This is a genomic window from Legionella busanensis, assembly GCF_900461525.1.
Taxonomy (GTDB): Bacteria; Pseudomonadota; Gammaproteobacteria; order Legionellales; family Legionellaceae; genus Legionella_C; species Legionella_C busanensis.
On sequence record NZ_UGOD01000001.1, the window covers coordinates 23,632 to 40,746 of the forward strand.

Sequence of the window (17,115 nt, forward strand, 5' to 3'; positions counted from 1 at the left end):
AGAACGTTTCAGCAAACTTATGAATGGAAGCAATCATGTTGGAAAGCCAGAAAGAAAAATATAAGAGTGGCCCGTTTAAAATAAGTGTCGGACTTACAATTTTTTTAGTGATTAGTTTTATTATTCGTTGTATTAATTTTCAGTCTGACCATTTTTTGCTAAAATCCATCAATTTGATAATTTTATTATTATCTGTTTTGATGGCTTTATTGCTTATTTATTCTTTATATAGACTTAAACGGTCTGATGAAGATTTGTTTGATGTATTAAATGCTAAGCTAGATGCTATTTCAAGATCGCAAGCCATCATTGAATTTAACATGGATGGCAATATTATTACGGCGAACGAAAAATTCTTAGAAACCTTAGGATATACCTTAGATGAAATTAAGGGAAAACATCACAAAATTTTTATTGATGAAAAATATAGCTATTCGGAGGAGTACAATAATTTTTGGTCAAAATTAAATCGAGGCGAATACATTCAAGCAGAATTTAAACGAATTGGCAAAAATAATAAGGTCGTATGGCTATTATCGTCATATAGCCCAATTTTTAATCGGCAAGGTAAGCCAGTAAAAGTCATTAAAGTGGCTACAGATATTACAGAACAAAAAAAACAAAGCATCGATTTGGAAAACATGTCTAAGAAATTAAGAGAAATCGGTGTAAAAATCATGGAAGAAAGCAATGAAATCTCTGTAGGTGTAAAACAACTTGAATCTACAGTATCTGAACAAGTTACTAGTGCTTCACAGCAAGCTGCTGCCGTCACTCAAATTAGTACGACTATTGAACAGATAAAAGCTACTACAAGTCAAACAAAGGAAAAAGCTAAGCAGTTAGGCGAATCAGCCAATATTACTACGTCAGTTAGTGAGAAAGGTCGTCAAGCCATTAATCTTATGACCACTTTTATTGAAACACTGCAGAGTAAAATGCAGCAAATTTCAGCAACAATTTTAAGTTTGAATGATAAAACGCAGCAAATTAGTGAAATTACCGAAGCTGTAGCAGACATTGCCAAACAGTCTAAAATGTTAGCCTTAAATGCCTCTATAGAAGCAGCAAAAGCTGGCGAATCAGGTAAAGGTTTTGCTGTCGTTGCCGGAGAGGTTAAAGATTTAGCGGAGCGCTCCCAACAATCTACTGAGCGTGTTCAAAAGATTTTACAAGATATCCGCCAAACTGCCGAACATGCCGTTATGGTAACTGAAGCAGGTAACAAAAGTGTAGAAGAAAATTCTAAGCAGGTTAAGCTCACTGATGAAATTATTAATTCTTTAGGCAATGTTATTGAAGAGACATCGATAGCGTCTATGCAAATTGTTTCTGCCGTTCGTGAAGAAGCTATTGCTATTGAGCAAGTAGATGCGAGTATTAAGGAAATCAATAAAGTAACTAATTTATTTAGTTCTGCTACCGAGCAAACCAAAGATTCAACTATTAACTTAAGCAAAATTGCTGATTCACTAAAAAAAACAGCAAGTCAATATGGGCTCAGAGAGTTGCAGGAAGTAGACAGAAGATAATATATGGATGAAAAACTTCAAAAAATTCTATTAGAAACTTTCAAGATTCAATTGCAAGAGATTCATCAATCACTTATTAATGCTTTACTCTCACTGGAAAAAACCACTGAAAAGAATGAATTAAAGGCGACATTAAAAGAATTATTTCGCTATTCTCACAATATCAAAGGAGCTGCAGCTTCGGCATCTATTCCGGCTATTGCAACGATAGCTCATGGTTTAGAAGATTTATTTCAAGAATGGCGAGAAAAAGACCACACTCCTTTAAGAGAAGAAATCGATGCTTGTCTACAAGTCTCCGATAATTTGTTAGTAGCTTTGAATTTATTCGACAAAGGGGAAGCTATTGATGTAGATTATTTTCTAGCGCCGCTTAAAGGAAAAAAAGCAACGGAGTCAATTGAAAGCACCAAATTTGATGAATTTATCAAACTTCCTCTTAATCGCATTGAAAGGGTAAATGCAAAAGCCAATGAGTTTATTATATATCGTCTGAAATTAATGAATTGGTTTAAAACTTTAGAGCTTTGCGTTAAAGAAATGAATAATTCAGTGGAATTTAAATCCTTATTATCATTGCCTGCTATTAAAACGTTAAATAATATGTCAGCCGAAAGTGGACAGTTTTTAGGCGATTTTTCACGATCAATACAAAGTTTACAAGAAGAAGTGAAAACGATGCGAATGATCCCTGCATCGATGTTGTTAACGCCCTTAAGTAGAACTGTTCGTGATATCTCAACAAAATTAAATAAATCCGTTGAATTTGAAGTCTATGGCGGCAATATTGAATTGGACAAAGCTATTTTAGATGCTGTCAAAGACTCATTACAACATTTAATACGAAACGCTATTGATCATGGCATTGAAGAAGACCAGGAGCGCAAAAAGGCAAACAAACCAATTCCTGCCAAATTACGCATGGAAGTATCCCAAAGTTCTGGAAAAATTATTTTAAAAATCATTGATGACGGAAAAGGAATAAACCTTTCGCAAGTGAGGCAGCATGCGATAAAAATGGGGCTATACTCGGAAAATGAGCTATTACATGCAAGCGATGAAAAAATCTTAGATTGTCTTTTTGTATCTGGATTTTCCTTACATAAAGGAGTGACTGAAATTTCTGGACGGGGAGTTGGCCTTGATGCAGTTAAAAATGATTTACAAAAATTAAAAGCAGATATTGAAGTTAAGACCGTTGAACATGAAGGTACTTGTTTCACTCTCACACTTCCTCTAACTCTCGCTACAACACGGGGCGTATTTTTCAAATTAAGAGAACAAATTTTTATGCTCCCCAGTTTATCCTTAAAAGCACTCTATGATCTAAAAGTTAAAAACTTAAAATGGGTTAATAATCAGTTAACTTATGTCGTTAATCATCAACCTATTCCTGTAGTGAGTTTAAATTATCTTTTAAATCGTGAAGAAGAAACGTTAGAAAGTAACCAAGATTATTGCGGTTTATATATTGATTACCCGGGGGTTGATCTTATTTTATGGGTTAATTCTATTGTTAATGAACACGAATGTGTCATTAAGCCTCTACCATTGCCTTTCTCCCAATTACCACAATACATTGGGACAACATTAACTGGAGATAGCACATTGGTTTTAGCTTTAGAGCCCCAAAAAATTATTGAGCTGGCTTTGTTAAAAAACCTTACGAGAGAAAAATTATATCAAACTCAAGGCTCGAAAGAACCCCAGCGCAAAAAAGTGCTTATTGTAGATGATTCCTTTACAACTCGTAGCCTTTGTGCAAATTCATTAGAAGCTGCAGGGTTTAGTACTATGACTGCTATCGATGGAAAAAAGGCCTGGGATTTATTACAAAAAAATTCCTTTGACTGTGTAATTACAGATCTAGTCATGCCAAATGTTGATGGTTTTGAACTTACTAGATTAATCAAAAATGATAAAAAATTAGCTCAAATGCCCGTTATTATTATTTCATTATTAAATTCTAAAGAGGATAAAGAACGCGGCTTAGAAGCAGGAGCTGATGCATTTTTTGCCAAAAATGAATTTGATACACATTCATTAATCGAAACAATGAGTCTATTACTATGAATAAGCCTATTAAAGTACTCATTGCAGATGACTCAAAAGTCTCTACCCAACTCCTTGTCTCTATACTTGAAGAAACGAGTGATATTCAAGTAATTGCCACAGCTAAAGATGGGATTGAAGCAATTCAACTGACAAAACAACTTAGACCTGATCTCATTACCATGGATATTTTTATGCCGAATATGGATGGGATTGAAGCCACACGAACTATTATGGCAGATTGTCCTACGCCTATTATCATCATAAGTTCGCAATATAATAAAAATATGGCTGAGAGTAGCTTTAATGCATTGGAAGCAGGCGCTTTATCCATTATTGAAAAACCTAGTCCCTCTTCAAATGATTTTGCAGAAGCTAAAAGATTTATTCTTAATTCGATACGTGCCTTAGCTGGCGTCCCTGTGGTAACACGAAAACGAACTCTACCATTAGATTCAGTCTCGGCGGTACCTAAAATAGAACAAACTTTTAAGATTTTAGCTCTAGGCTCATCTACAGGAGGTCCTGCAGCACTGAATTGTATATTGCAAGGCTTGCCAGCTGATTTCAATATTCCGATTGTCATAACTCAGCATATTACGAAAGGATTTTTAGAGGGATTAATTAGCTGGCTGCAATATCAGACTTCATTAAAATTAGAAGTTGCTAAACACAATCAAATGCTTAAACCTGGGCACGTCTATTTTGCACCAGATAATTTTCATCTGACTATCACAAAAGGCTTAGAGCCGATTGCGATACTAAAAGATAGTATTCCAATTAACCATTTTAAACCTTCTGCAAACGTATTATTTACATCCGTTGCAGAAAGTTATCCAAAGGAAGCTATAGGAGGTATTTTAACTGGTATGGGTCGAGATGGAGCTATAGGACTACTTTTGATGAAGAAAGCTGGCTGCTACACTTTTGCTCAATCGAAATCTACTTCTGTCGTATTTGGTATGCCTGGAGCCGCTGTGGAAATGCAAGCGATTAATAAAATCATTGATCTTGAGCAAATTTCCAAATTTTTAGCTAAAATTTGTAAATAATGGAGGAGAAATGAAAATTTTAATCATGGATGACAGTGCTACTGCGCGTGCTTTATTTAAAGCTTGTTTTCGCAATAAACCAAATTATGAAATCATTGAAGCAAAACAGATAAATGAAGCGTTAGAAAAAGCCAAAATGAATCAAATGGATTTAATTGTTCTAGATTATAATATGCCCGATCTTACCGGGAGTGAAGTTGCCCAAATAATGAAAAAAAATGGTGTAAAAGGGCAATTTGTTCTCTTAACAGCTAATACACAACAATCTGTTATTGATGAAGCAAAAGCTTTAGGCTTTTTAGATGTGATTGAAAAGCCCATTTCTCCAGAAAGTATTGATTCATTATTAGCAAGGTTAACATGATCCTTACAGCAAGCCAGGAAGACGCTCTTAAAGAGATTGGGAATATCGGGGTGAGTAAAGCAGCCAAACAATTAGCTTCATTACTGCAATCACCGATTAAAATTTCAATTCCTGAAATATCTTTTGTGAAATTACAAGAAATTAATAACGTTGGGCCAAAAGATGAAGCCTTTTCTTTTGTTTACCAGTTGCTTTCAGAAGATTTACAAGGCTACGTTGCTTTAGCGTTTAAACGTGAACAAACAAACCTGTTAACGATGTCGGTTTTGGGCAAAATTCCCCAGCTGACTCAAGAAGAGGCTCGAGCATGTGAACAAGAAGCTCTATTAGAAATCGGCAATATTATTATCAGTTCATGTATTACTGCGATAGTAGATTTAACATCAAAAAAAGTGGGCTTAACTTTACCCTATTATGATGAAAATAATATTGTGACTTTGCTGAAAAATCTATGTACTTCTTTCCCTAATCTATTAGATGAGGTGCTTATTGTATCTACAATTTTAGATATGCAAAAAGATACGCTTTCAGGACATTTATTTTTAGTTTTAACTAAAGACTCTACTAAAACTTTATTAATAGCAATTAAAGAATTGATTGATGAAAACAATTAACCAAACTGTTTTTGAAAAAATTTATAATAGCTTACCTTTTGGCCTTATGATTGTCGATAAGGCGCTTACAATTAAATCATGGAATGCATGGTTAAAAGATAACACTCAGATTCCTGAAGAACAGGCTATTGGAAAATCTTTAAACTCCATTTTTGGTGAAAGTTACTTTAGCTCTCGTTTTAACTGGGCCTTAGAACAAGTGCTCAACTACAGTCATCCACAAATTTTATCGTCTATGCTGAATGAATACCTTGTTCCTGTTTCAATTGTTAAAGGCCCATTTGGGGAGCTGGATAAAATGCAGCAGGAAGTTTATATTTTGCCCATTGATGATGATGACAATATGGCATTAATAATAATTAAAGATGTCACTCAAAGAGTTCACTTAAAAAATACGCTTATGGCAATCGCTGCAAAATTTGAACAAAGCAGTTTCGTAGATATGCTTACTGGCTGTTATAATAGACGTTTCCTTTATAAATATTTAGACGCAGAATTAAGTAATGCCATACGGGGCGGTTATAATATCTTTTGCTTCATGTTTGACATCGACTTTTTCAAAAAAATTAACGATGAGCTTGGTCATGACGCAGGCGATGAGGTATTAAAATCTTTTGCTAAGATAGTACGCTCTCTTATACGCCCCAATGATTATTTCTTTCGCTATGGCGGTGAGGAATTCATCTCAATAAGCTCACGACTTAACATTCAAGATGCGATAACTATAGCCCAGCGTATACTAAGAGAACTGGAGGGCACGAAAAAACATGGTAGTGTTAAAAAACAATTAACCTGCAGTTGTGGTATATCTTATTGGACAACTGCTTATCCTCTCATTTCGGGGGAAGAGCTAATTAGTTTAGCGGATATTGAGTTGTATAAAGCTAAATCTCGCGGCAGAAATTGTATCAGTATAGATGACAGAATCGTGTAAATTTTGGCTTTTAAATATATGCCTATAATATTTATATAATCGGGAGGGATGAATAGAAAAATAAAGGCCAGAATAGCACTGTTTTTCTATTTTAACTTAAAAATGTTCTTTAATTTCAAAATTAAAAAGGGTAATTAATATCCTGAATTATATAATTTATTTGAGTCAAAGCTAACCTTTGTATTCACACTCATAAAAAACCATAGTTAACAAACTTGTCATTTTTTTGGCAAATAGGAAGCAATTAAATCGCAAGTTTGCTTATCTAATTGGGTGCTTGCCTTAATATATTGCTTAGTAACGCTATCATTCAGAGCAAAAAATCCACAAGACACTAAAAATTTTGTAGCAGGCTTTTCTGCCTCTGACGCCTGATCCTCTGACGCCTGATCTGCTGCAGATGCATCAGCTTTCCATTTAATATGACAAATTGGTTGTTTTGTAGACCAAAAAAAAGTGCTTTGAAAATGTTCAATTATTCGTTCATTCCATAAGTCACCGTAATGGCCACTCCATTCAGTAGTGATAAAATAACCATTTAAAAAGGCAATTCGGCCACCAGCGATTGACCCTCTCCTGGCCTCACTTCCTGTAGAGCCAGGCGTTAACAACGCATCAGCAATGCCATCATGTCCAAATGGATTTAGATTCTTACTAAATGTTAAGCCAATAAACCCGGTTTTATGATCAAATACAAAATCGATAAATCCATATTTAATTCCTTCATCCTTTCTGCCGTTTAAAATTAAAGCGTCAATGTCTATAGCTTGTTTAATAGAGTTGCTTTTTATAACGCCTAAAGGATAGCCACATTGCTCACCTAAAATAATTGCAGTTACCCCATTCCTGTTACCCCATTGTGTGCGTGCAACTACTTTATCTAGGAGCTCATTTTTCTCTTGCATATAATTTCCTTATTTCAATGAAAGAAGATCCCTATAAATTAATTTTAGGTAACGCAGATTAAGGCAAACTTAAGTCAAGGAAACTAATATAATTACGAGCTTGGATGAATAAAGGGAGGATAAAAGCATTTGATTTTAAGTTATTAAATTGCCTGTTTAGGTTACGTAATTTGTTCAATATTTGTCTTTTTAAGAGAATTTAGTATAAATAAATATAATTCCATGGAATAATTATCAACCAATTACAATAATATTTATCTATTTTTATGAAAATAAAGGCAATTATTTTTCTGTTCTCTATTTTTTTTCCGGTTATCTTATTTGCTAATATTACAACTTGTCCTTTATTAAATGGAATCAATGTCCATACTGAAGAGCAAGTTTTAAATATTTGTAAAAACGGTACTATCGTTAAGACTTTTAAAGTAGCTCTTGGCTACAAAGGCGTTGGTAAAAAAAAAGCAGGCGATAATAAAACACCAGTTGGTTTATACAGTCTAGCTTACCCCAGGAAGTCTACCCAATTTAAAATCTTTATTCCAATTCTTTATCCAACTGCACAACAATTAGCAGCAGGATATACTGGTAGAGACGTAGGAATCCATGGGCCTACCCAGTCATTTATATTGTTTAATTGGTTAAATAACTTACCAGGCTCAACGCGTGGGTGCATTGCAGTTGGTAAAAATAACTATATTGAATATGTGGCTAATTGGGTAAAAGCTCATCCTGGGACTAAGGTTTTAATTATTTAAATTTAGACCAATTTACTTTAGAAGGCCTAAATTTAAGTCAAAATGAGCTAAGAATTGCAGGAAGTAAAATCGCTAGTGGGGTAGTAACTCCATTGTTTTTAATCTTATATTTTCCGTGTATTTATAGGTTTATTAAAATAATTTCAATAGCAATAATCTAAATGGCCTTAATAATTTAAATTTATAACTTTATGGCTATTTAATTAAATTTCCATAATTAAACGTTATAGGTATATCACTTAATATTTACTTAATTTTATTGTAGTAAAATTGAACAAATTGTTTTTAATATATTCTTTGGGTTTAGTGATATGTTAAGTGTTCAAGATGACTTAAAAGTAATTAATGAGTTTTTAGCAAAGATTTATCCTGACTATTTTTCTTTAAAAGAGCCTGCGTATAGCGCCTCATCAAATTTTTTTAATAAAAAAGGTACGTCAGTTCCAAATGTACAGACTGATTTAAAAAATAATTCTTCATGTGGCAGTTCTAATCCATCTCCATCTTCTATTGTCAAAATAGAAAATGATATTGTACTTATTGAAGGTATAGATGATTTTGAGGAAATTTCTGACGAACTATCTAAACAAACGCTAGATGATTTTGAGGAAATTTCTGACGAACTATCTAAACAAACCATAGAAGATGATTTTGAGAAAATTCCTAAAAAATCGCCTAAACAAACGCTTAAAGAAAATAGCTTGGTTTATGCATTAGAGATGTTAAAAGAAATTTTAAAACTAAATTGCCCAGACGAATGTTTAGATTCAACTCAAATTAAGCAAATAAAATTAACCAAGGATAAAATATTAGAAGTATTAAATTTGGAAATGCAGCAAAATCAAGATCCTATGACTAAATGCTTAATAATGGCTACAATAGGTCGTATAGATTTGTTAAATAAACATATTAGCAAGATTAAACCCGAAAACTCGATTAAAACTAGGCTATATTAATTAAAGAATAGAATTGTTTAATAATTAACTTAATAAGTTTATTTAATACTTTAACTTAACATCTTCTATATATATAAACTCTTTATCTGGACTATATCCTCTTTCTGGTCAAGATTAAATAAAATTCAGAACGTATTCCTTTTCTTACTAAGATGCTAAATTGTAAACAATTTTTGCGAAAAATTAACTTATTTAAAAAAGGAGTTAAGCTATAATGCCGGCTCTCTGATATTAAATGTAGTTAGTATGCTGTATCTCATTAAAGGAACGAGCGACAGAATTTATACAGCTTTTGGCTTATCAGCATTATTACGCTCTGGAACAACAAGCAAAGATATTGAAAAAGATTTATTTCGTACTTTATTCCTTGGTAGTAAAGAAAACTGTCAATATCATATTAATTCCTGGATAAATCATACTAATAGTGATTATAAGCATTATAGTCAAGGTAATATGTCAGCAGGAAATTTATTTCTGATCTTTGGCCCACAACCTTTTTTTAAGGAAAATGAGGAACTAACTAATTACTACAATAATAATGTTAATCTGCATTTTGCTTTTATAGATCAAAATAAGGCTTTATGTGGTTTAGGTGTATATTATCGGCGTGATGATCCAACAAAATGGATGATTGGACTTATAAAGCATACTAATTTAGTATCAAACCAACGCCAAATTTGCATTTTAACCAGCGTTCATCCGCGCCCCTTTATTAAAAATAAAAAGACTAAAATCGGAAATCTAATTTCAATTACCGAGCCAGCACTTTTTACTGCATTACTTGAGCATCCCTTCCTTTCTTGTCTTATTAATTTAAATATCCTGCCTGATGGCCAAATAAATCCTAATTTCGAGGTTATTGGCCAGTTTTTACAAAATGTAGCTGTAAATGATAATTATCAAGATAATCAACAATTACTTACCACGTTAAGAAAATCACCTAAAAAAGTCTTTGCCAATAAAGCATTACAAGTAGCACAGCAGTTAGACCTAAGGCTGTCTATCCCGCAAATTTATAAATGTTTAGATGAGGCAAGCTTACTCTATCAAAAGATATGTTACTTATCGCAATTTAAAGTAACAAAGGCGAGACGATGGTGCGATCTGTTATTACTCTTAGACCAGTTTGGGTTAATCGAAAAATGGGATCTCCTAATACAAAATAAACTATTAACAAAGTATTTGTTTGCTAGAATTGATAGTTTACAAGCTGCTTTCCTTAAAAATGCATTAACTGATGAAGCTATTTCGTCTTTATTGTTTCTTATTGATCATAATGAATTTGCTGCTTTTTATGAAAAGATTAATAAAGTAGATAGAGAGACTGAAATTATATGGCGCAATTTAGGTTGGTTAACACATTTAAAAGAAAAATTACCAAATGATACATTTAAGCAAGCGCTCTTATGCAAGTTAATATTTTATATAGTGGATGTTTCTTCTTTTCAGGACTTAATAAATAGTTTGCAGGGCAAAAATTTAAATATAGAAAAAGTTTTTAGCCCTGCTGAATTCGCTCAGTTTTTAACAGCAGGTTTTTATACTAGCCACCTAGCTTGGCAAGACATTATTAATTTAGCACTTTTATGTCAAACTACTGAGCAAGCACAGGTTTGTCATAGTTTATTTAAACTAGGATTTGATAAAAATATAATTTCTTCCTTGCTTATTAATTCTCAGTTATTATCTATCGTCAATAACTTAACGATGTTTGAAATAAATAAACCTATTATTATTAATTTTCTGGCTTTTTTAAAAAACCAAAATGATCTTGATATAAAATCCTTTTGTGAGGCTGTTGCACTGTTAAATCTTAATAAAAAGTCAATTTCGCCGTTCGTTGAGGATTTAAAAAAGGAACAATTGTTTCAATTAACTGGTTTCATTAAAAAGCAAAAAGTAGCTTTACAGCCAGACTTAATGAAAGTAGCTTATGTTGCTCTTACAACAGGGAATATAAAAACATTACAAGCAGAGCTTACGCAATTAGAGGCTAAATCAAGTCCTTATTTTATGTATCAATTTATCAATGTCTTAAAAATAATGAACTCCTTAGCGGTATTACAGCCTTATGACAGTAGGAAAATGGTAAATTGTTTAGTGCAGGCAAGCAAAGAAAACGCTCTTTTTATAAACGTAATAAATATGCTTGAATATGAATGTCATAAAATTAGAGTGCGACTTAAACAAGAACTACCCGATAAGTTAGACAAGATTGAACAAGAAGAAAAGCTTTACCGTAGAAAGATGTACTTGATAATATTTAAGCAAATTAATTCCCCTAATTCAGAAAAAAATTTACTTAAGGCAATTAAAGAAGCAGAGGAGCCTTTGCTTGCTATTGCTAATATTGATTATCATCCCTGGCTAAGATGCACACTAGCTATTATTACTAATTCGGTTGCTTTATTATTAACAGCTGGCCTAGCTAATATTTGTCATTATAAACGTTCAGGAGACTTTTTCTTTTTTCAACACACTGCCTCTTGCGAAAAAATAAAAGCGTTGGATATTAACATCACGGAGCAACTGAAAATTACTTTAACTGCTTAACTTATTAACTTTGATATTACTTACTTAATTAGAATAAGATGTAAATAGATGCCATCTTTTTTATAAAAAAGTGCTAATATCATATTAAATGAATAAAATTTAAGTTGTTATTTTTTAAACAAATTTAATTTAAAATAAACATTGGTAATCAGCAAATGATTAGTATGTTAGCAAGTCTTTTTAAGTCAGTGCATGTTTGTTATTAAAAATACTATTGAATAAAGATGCATTTTCTGCTTAATATGAATATATTCTGCTGATACCAGAAAATAAGGAAATAGAGCCATGCCCTTGCCAAGTAAGGCTTTACGATATGGCCAGTTAGTTTTCAAAAGCGCCGGAGAAGCGGTGCCTACTTCAGGCCATGAAGTTTTCAAGGTCGAGTTTATTGACACAGCTGGCGAGATAAAAAAAGGATTCTATAAACCTCTCGCTCCCTCATATCCCCGGATACTAGCTCAGTACTCTGTTGCCAGTAGTGTTTTTATGAGCACTTTTGTCGATCGAGTAGCTGAAGAACGACTGGTGTTAAATGACCAAGATGAAGTTATTGGCACTGCCTCAATCGCCATTCCTGACTTTAAACCTTTATTACAATGGACTGATCCTACTCCTACGGATCCTCAAGAGAAAGAGTTGGTATGTCCTAGTGTAGAATCACTTCTTTTAGAAAATTTTGCTGAATTTATAGCCATATTACTTACAATTGGCGAAGATGACGAGCATCCTAAAAATATATCTACTAGAGGATTAATTGATCGTGATATGAGTTTTTATGATATCACCTACATTATGAAAGGGGGGCGATTAAGCGATAGTTTTTTAAAGGATCCGCCAGAAATATTGATGCGTATAAGAGGAAGCCAACTAGATAATTTGCCTAATTCGCTGCCAGGAACCCATTCACCAGCTCGCACAATTCCTGCAAATGGTAATGTTACAAAGATTTATAAAAATTTTGCTGAGTTTCAAAAGCTAGCTACTAATCCAAGTCTTCTTACAGAAAAAGGTACTATTTCATTTCAAGATCAACTCTTTCATGCTTTCTTAAAGCAACTTATTCTTTTTGATCCAGAATTAATACGTGCTCGACTTGAACATTATTTTGGTGATATTAAATTTGATTATTCTTGTCTAGATGAAAAGCAAAGATCTGAATTAAAACGGATTCATCCCACTTATTTTCAGCCAAAATTTGAAGGTCAAGAAACCTTTATTGATCACATGATGAAGGTTTTGTACGATCGTTATCAACAGTTATATAAAGCTGTTGTTTTCTACCCAGGCTGCCCTAAAAATGAAAGTGGCGTCTCGGTTGTCTCTTTCAGTGATTACCTTCGTAATAAACCGTCTGCCTTTGGACAGATTATGTCCCAAGTGGATAATAAAAATGAGAAGATGAAACAGGCTTGGGACGCTCATCAAGATGTCTCTGATAAAAAAAATGATGAGGATTTTATTTATATTAAAAAACCATCAGATATGGATGCTTTTTTATTTAATCCTAATGCTTGGTTTAAGTCAGTAAAAATAGAGCAAAGATATCATCAGGTTTGGCGAGATTCACTTATTTTCTTAATCAAAGATAGTTTATCGCAAGCCAAACAGTTAACGAAAGAATTAATTGATAAATTAAGTATTAAGCCTATAGTTTCATCCCAAACAGATAAAATCAATATCACGTTAGATGATCCAACGTTAATTAAAGCTGCTCAGCTTTTAGAAGAAAATGATCTAGATATTGATCCCCTTACAACTAATTGTGATAAAGAAAATAGCATCTTGTTAGGTTTACAAGAGTTGATTAATTTTAGAAAAAGTTTAAAAAAGGCGGCATTAGATTATTATAAGTTAGAGAGACATGAGCTTACTATAGAAAAAAACCAGGAGTTTTATCAGCTTATATCGGCTGCTATTGGAAATTATGAAAATAAAATTCACCAATATTTAAAAGGTACAAGCTGGTCTATAAAGTTTGGTGAATTAATGAGTAAAATCTTAAATCTCTATGGTACTTTTAATTTACAAAGGCACTTAAGTTCTGTAGATGCACCTATTGAGAGTAAGGTTAGACATAATTATGCTGAATTATTACAGATTCCTCACACTCATGAGTCCGTTGTTTCAGAAGCAATTAAAGCTTTATTTGATTGGGTTAATAAATTAGATAAAGAAACTTTCAATGGTGCTATATCATCTATTATTACTGAATACTATTCTGCAAGTTCATTAAATATTTTATCTAATCGTTATCGGGAAGAGCCGGTAACCCAATATTTAAAAACTAGTACAGATAATAATGCTAATAAATTGGCTTTTATATTAAGTTCTGGTGGGCACTCTAGCACCTCTTTAAATACTCAACTAATAAAACACTTAATGACATTATTTGTTTCGAAAACGATAAGCTCTTATACAGTTAGTAGTATTGAAGACAAAACTTTAGGCGCAATAGATGTCAATTTAATTAGTGTTGAGTATGCCTGTGAACGTGGAAATTTTAATGAAAATATTTATACATTACATGCAATTAAATACGCTAAAGAAGATCAGCGATTTACTCATCTCTATTCGGACTATTCATTAACTCGGTTTAATAAATGGATGTATAAATGGGTAGATAGCTTAGAGCGCTCAGCTTTTGAAGATATAATTAAAAAAGCGTTAAAGGAATATGAGCCTCTGTTTAGCTTTTTTAGTAGAAGGCAACGGGGCGAAAATATAAATCAAGCGCTAAAGGATAAAAACCATTCAAATTCAGGCATCCTTGCTAATATCTTTACGCAAGGTGAAACAAACAGTAGCTCCTTTAATACAATTTTATTTAAGTTATTATTAAAGATAATGCAAACAACTATTTCAATTAGCAAAGGTCCTAATTTAGATGCACAACTAGTTATGCAAGTTGCTAGAGATGATATTCATATCCAACATTATTTAAAGTCGTTGGCAACTTATGCAAAAGATCAGACTTGGGAATTACGCCCTGCTTTAACAGGGCACCCTAGGTCTATAACGACGAATGTAGCAGTTTTATAAGCCCACAGAATTTATAGACTGACTTGGTAAGGATTGAGTACTAGATTTAATTAGATAATTAATATCTTTAATAAGCTCTTTTAAATTTTTCAAGTCATTTGCAGTAGGATTTAATTTATTTTTTAGCTCTTTTAAGGTATTGATATATAGATGAATTTCATCTTCACTATCAGTACCTTCTATTGCATGAGCCAAAATAGCTAGTTTATCAGCCCCATAATTTAGTAAATTAGTAAATTTCTCCTTATTAATGGCGTCATGATTTAAATTGTTATCTGAAGTTTGCCATTTATCATAAATAATTTTTAATATTAAAAGACCAATAGGTAATAGAAAAAGAAAACTAGTTACCCAGATCATAGAAGAGTTGTCTTGCCTATTAAATGTTGAGTTCAGATTAGCAGGAAGTGAAGATCGATTAAGGGGATAGCAAGACTTATGCGTTGTATTTAATTCAGGTAAAGGCCCATTAGTTGATAACATATTAAGTTTAGGCTTGGCTGATTTACTAAACAATGTATTAGGAGTTGACTTAAGAGCGAATGATTTTCCTGGAGGAAGTTGGCTACTTTGCCTATTTTGGCTGTTATCTGTACTTAATGGAAGGCTTAACTTTTTGGGTATGGTGGGTAAACCCTGCGAGATACGTTGATGATTTACCCAAGCATGCATAGAATCTATAAGTTGCTCTATTAAATTTTTGACATCACTAATTAACTTAAGTTGCTCATTTTGATTTTTTTGTTGATTTAAATGATTAATAACTTGGTTAACTTGTCCAAGTAACTCACTACTGGCTAAATGTAAGTCGCTTGGCGTTGTTGAAAAGCGAGCAAGGTTATCTTGATTGCTAATAAAATTATCAATACGAGTTTGTTTATTTTTTGCAATTTTATCCCACCAAGTTAAATCTTGTTTTTCTTGAATATATTTATGGTACGCTTGTGTATTTGCCTCTAGAACGAGCAAAATATTCTTTTCTGATCGTAGAATGAATTGCTCTATACCTTGTAATAAATTATGCATTTCCTCACTAAATTGGATCATTGTAAATACTTCACCTGCTCGATCAAAAGTTTGTAAGAGCTTATCTAAAATCATTTGAATACGAACGATTTCTTGTAGGTCAGCAATACCTTTACCATATGCTGCTTTTACTTCACTAGGTAAATTTTCTATAAACTTAAATTCTGGACAGTTATCTAGGATTTGCTCATTAACAGTGACTGGTAAAAGTGTAGAGTCTAGGGCAAACTCCGTTAACGCTGCCTGATTAACCGTCGCACAGGCTTTTGCAGCTAAGGTAGGAAATTGAGCATTGGAGTCTAAAGACTCACCATTGATAAAGAGTTCCCAATAAGGATGTGGATTAACAGGCTCTTCAGCTAAAGCAAAGTGTAAGATAATATGACGTAATTCTCCAACCTTATTAAGTTGTGATTTTACCGCATGAAGACGTTTTTCTAATTGCTGGGTGATAAGATTATGGATAATTTCAGATTCGACTTTAACCTCAATACTATAACGGCAATCTGCTAAAAACAACCGGTCGCTTCCGGCTGTGGGGGGTATATGTATTTCTATAGCACGTAAATATTGCCGCAACAATTGTAATTGTCGGGCAACGTAAGTAGGATTATCAATCGTAGCTAATCGCTTTAATATTTGCACGACATCGAGCAAAACATAATTCATAGGTTGGTTAAAGTGCTCAGGTGCAAGGCGACTATTACGTATTAAGAGATAATCACCAATATTGCGCATAAGGGTACTTAATCCTGGCCAATTTAAACGTTGATTATCAATTAAGCCAATATGAAAATCATCCGAACTAAGTTCTTGCCGCGGTCGAAATTCATTATTTAGAAACCAGGAATTCTCATTTTCATTAATAAAGGCAATTTGTTTATCTTCTGCAAACCAACTACTGCTTGTCTGTAATAATTCTGTATCAAGTCCACTTGTAGCTCTTGCTGTAAGTATCCGTTGTCTAAATTGTAATTCAGTGGGTAGATAACAAGCTTCATGATGAAGAGGCCAACCAAAAAGGCCAAATCTTGATTGAGCAGGCATAGGGCGGTAGGGTAACTTATAGTGTCCTTCATGCATAAGACTCTCCTGATATTAATTAAACATGCGGGCTTTCCTCTAAACAAATGAACAGGGTTTACGAAGATTTAATAAAATAATGCTTGCATATGGGTCTATCGGCAAATTATTCGATTATGTTGACTATTATTCCTATTAACTGTCATTAATTCTATAATTAATTAGCCATAGATTTTTACGGTTGTAAATGTTTAAGCAAGGTAAAATTGTTGAATAGGAACTAACTGAAAGCTAAGTTGGGAGAGAAATT

At 33.0% G+C, this 17,115-nt stretch carries 12 protein-coding genes; 10 read left to right on the plus strand and 2 right to left on the minus strand.

Features of this window, described 5'->3' with window-relative positions:
• Window positions 1-35 precede the first annotated feature (35 nt).
• Genes DYH30_RS00095 through DYH30_RS00120 form a run of 6 tightly spaced genes read left to right on the plus strand, consistent with a single transcriptional unit; the run spans window position 36 to window position 6,548 of the window.
• On the plus strand, window positions 36-1,532 hold the full coding sequence (locus tag DYH30_RS00095) for a methyl-accepting chemotaxis protein (protein ID WP_160116130.1): 1,497 nt from the start codon (window positions 36-38) through the stop codon (window positions 1,530-1,532).
• Between the two features lie 3 nt (window positions 1,533-1,535).
• Window positions 1,536-3,605 (plus strand): response regulator, encoded by a 2,070-nt coding sequence (locus tag DYH30_RS00100; RefSeq protein WP_115329438.1) that lies wholly within the window; start codon window positions 1,536-1,538, stop codon window positions 3,603-3,605.
• Window positions 3,602-4,636, plus strand: a complete 1,035-nt coding sequence (cheB, locus tag DYH30_RS00105; protein WP_115329439.1) for a chemotaxis-specific protein-glutamate methyltransferase CheB — start codon at window positions 3,602-3,604, stop codon at window positions 4,634-4,636. Before DYH30_RS00100 ends, cheB begins: the two co-directional genes overlap by 4 nt.
• 10 nt (window positions 4,637-4,646) lie before the next feature.
• Window positions 4,647-5,000, plus strand: coding sequence for a response regulator (locus DYH30_RS00110; protein ID WP_115329440.1), 354 nt, complete (start codon window positions 4,647-4,649; stop codon window positions 4,998-5,000).
• Window positions 4,997-5,614, plus strand: coding sequence for a chemotaxis protein CheC (locus DYH30_RS00115; RefSeq protein ID WP_115329441.1), 618 nt, complete (start codon window positions 4,997-4,999; stop codon window positions 5,612-5,614). Before DYH30_RS00110 ends, DYH30_RS00115 begins: the two co-directional genes overlap by 4 nt.
• On the plus strand, window positions 5,601-6,548 hold the full coding sequence (locus DYH30_RS00120; RefSeq protein ID WP_115329442.1) for a sensor domain-containing diguanylate cyclase: 948 nt from the start codon (window positions 5,601-5,603) through the stop codon (window positions 6,546-6,548). Before DYH30_RS00115 ends, DYH30_RS00120 begins: the two co-directional genes overlap by 14 nt.
• A 218-nt stretch (window positions 6,549-6,766) precedes the next feature.
• Here the strand turns inward: DYH30_RS00120 and DYH30_RS00125 are convergent, their stop codons facing one another.
• On the minus strand, window positions 6,767-7,453 hold the full coding sequence (locus DYH30_RS00125) for a polymorphic toxin type 43 domain-containing protein (RefSeq protein WP_115329443.1): 687 nt from the start codon (window positions 7,451-7,453) through the stop codon (window positions 6,767-6,769).
• Window positions 7,454-7,719: 266 nt separating this feature from the next.
• Between DYH30_RS00125 and DYH30_RS00130 the strand changes: the two genes are divergently transcribed.
• The 4 genes from DYH30_RS00130 (at window position 7,720) to DYH30_RS00145 (ending at window position 14,756) form a co-directional block, all read left to right on the plus strand.
• Window positions 7,720-8,208 (plus strand): L,D-transpeptidase family protein, encoded by a 489-nt coding sequence (locus DYH30_RS00130; protein ID WP_115329444.1) that lies wholly within the window; start codon window positions 7,720-7,722, stop codon window positions 8,206-8,208.
• Between the two features lie 311 nt (window positions 8,209-8,519).
• Window positions 8,520-9,164 (plus strand): hypothetical protein, encoded by a 645-nt coding sequence (locus tag DYH30_RS00135; RefSeq protein WP_115329445.1) that lies wholly within the window; start codon window positions 8,520-8,522, stop codon window positions 9,162-9,164.
• A gap of 246 nt (window positions 9,165-9,410) precedes the next feature.
• Window positions 9,411-11,717 carry a hypothetical protein gene (locus DYH30_RS00140; RefSeq protein WP_115329446.1) on the plus strand — a complete coding sequence of 769 codons (2,307 nt, stop codon included), beginning with the start codon at window positions 9,411-9,413 and terminating at the stop codon, window positions 11,715-11,717.
• 285 nt (window positions 11,718-12,002) lie between these two features.
• Complete coding sequence (locus DYH30_RS00145) at window positions 12,003-14,756, plus strand: hypothetical protein (RefSeq protein WP_115329447.1); 2,754 nt, start codon at window positions 12,003-12,005, stop codon at window positions 14,754-14,756.
• Here the strand turns inward: DYH30_RS00145 and DYH30_RS00150 are convergent.
• Window positions 14,751-16,865, minus strand: a complete 2,115-nt coding sequence (locus DYH30_RS00150) for a hypothetical protein (protein WP_115329448.1) — start codon at window positions 16,863-16,865, stop codon at window positions 14,751-14,753. The two genes, DYH30_RS00145 and DYH30_RS00150, sit on opposite strands and share 6 nt — an antisense overlap.
• Between the last annotated feature and the right edge of the window lie 250 nt (window positions 16,866-17,115).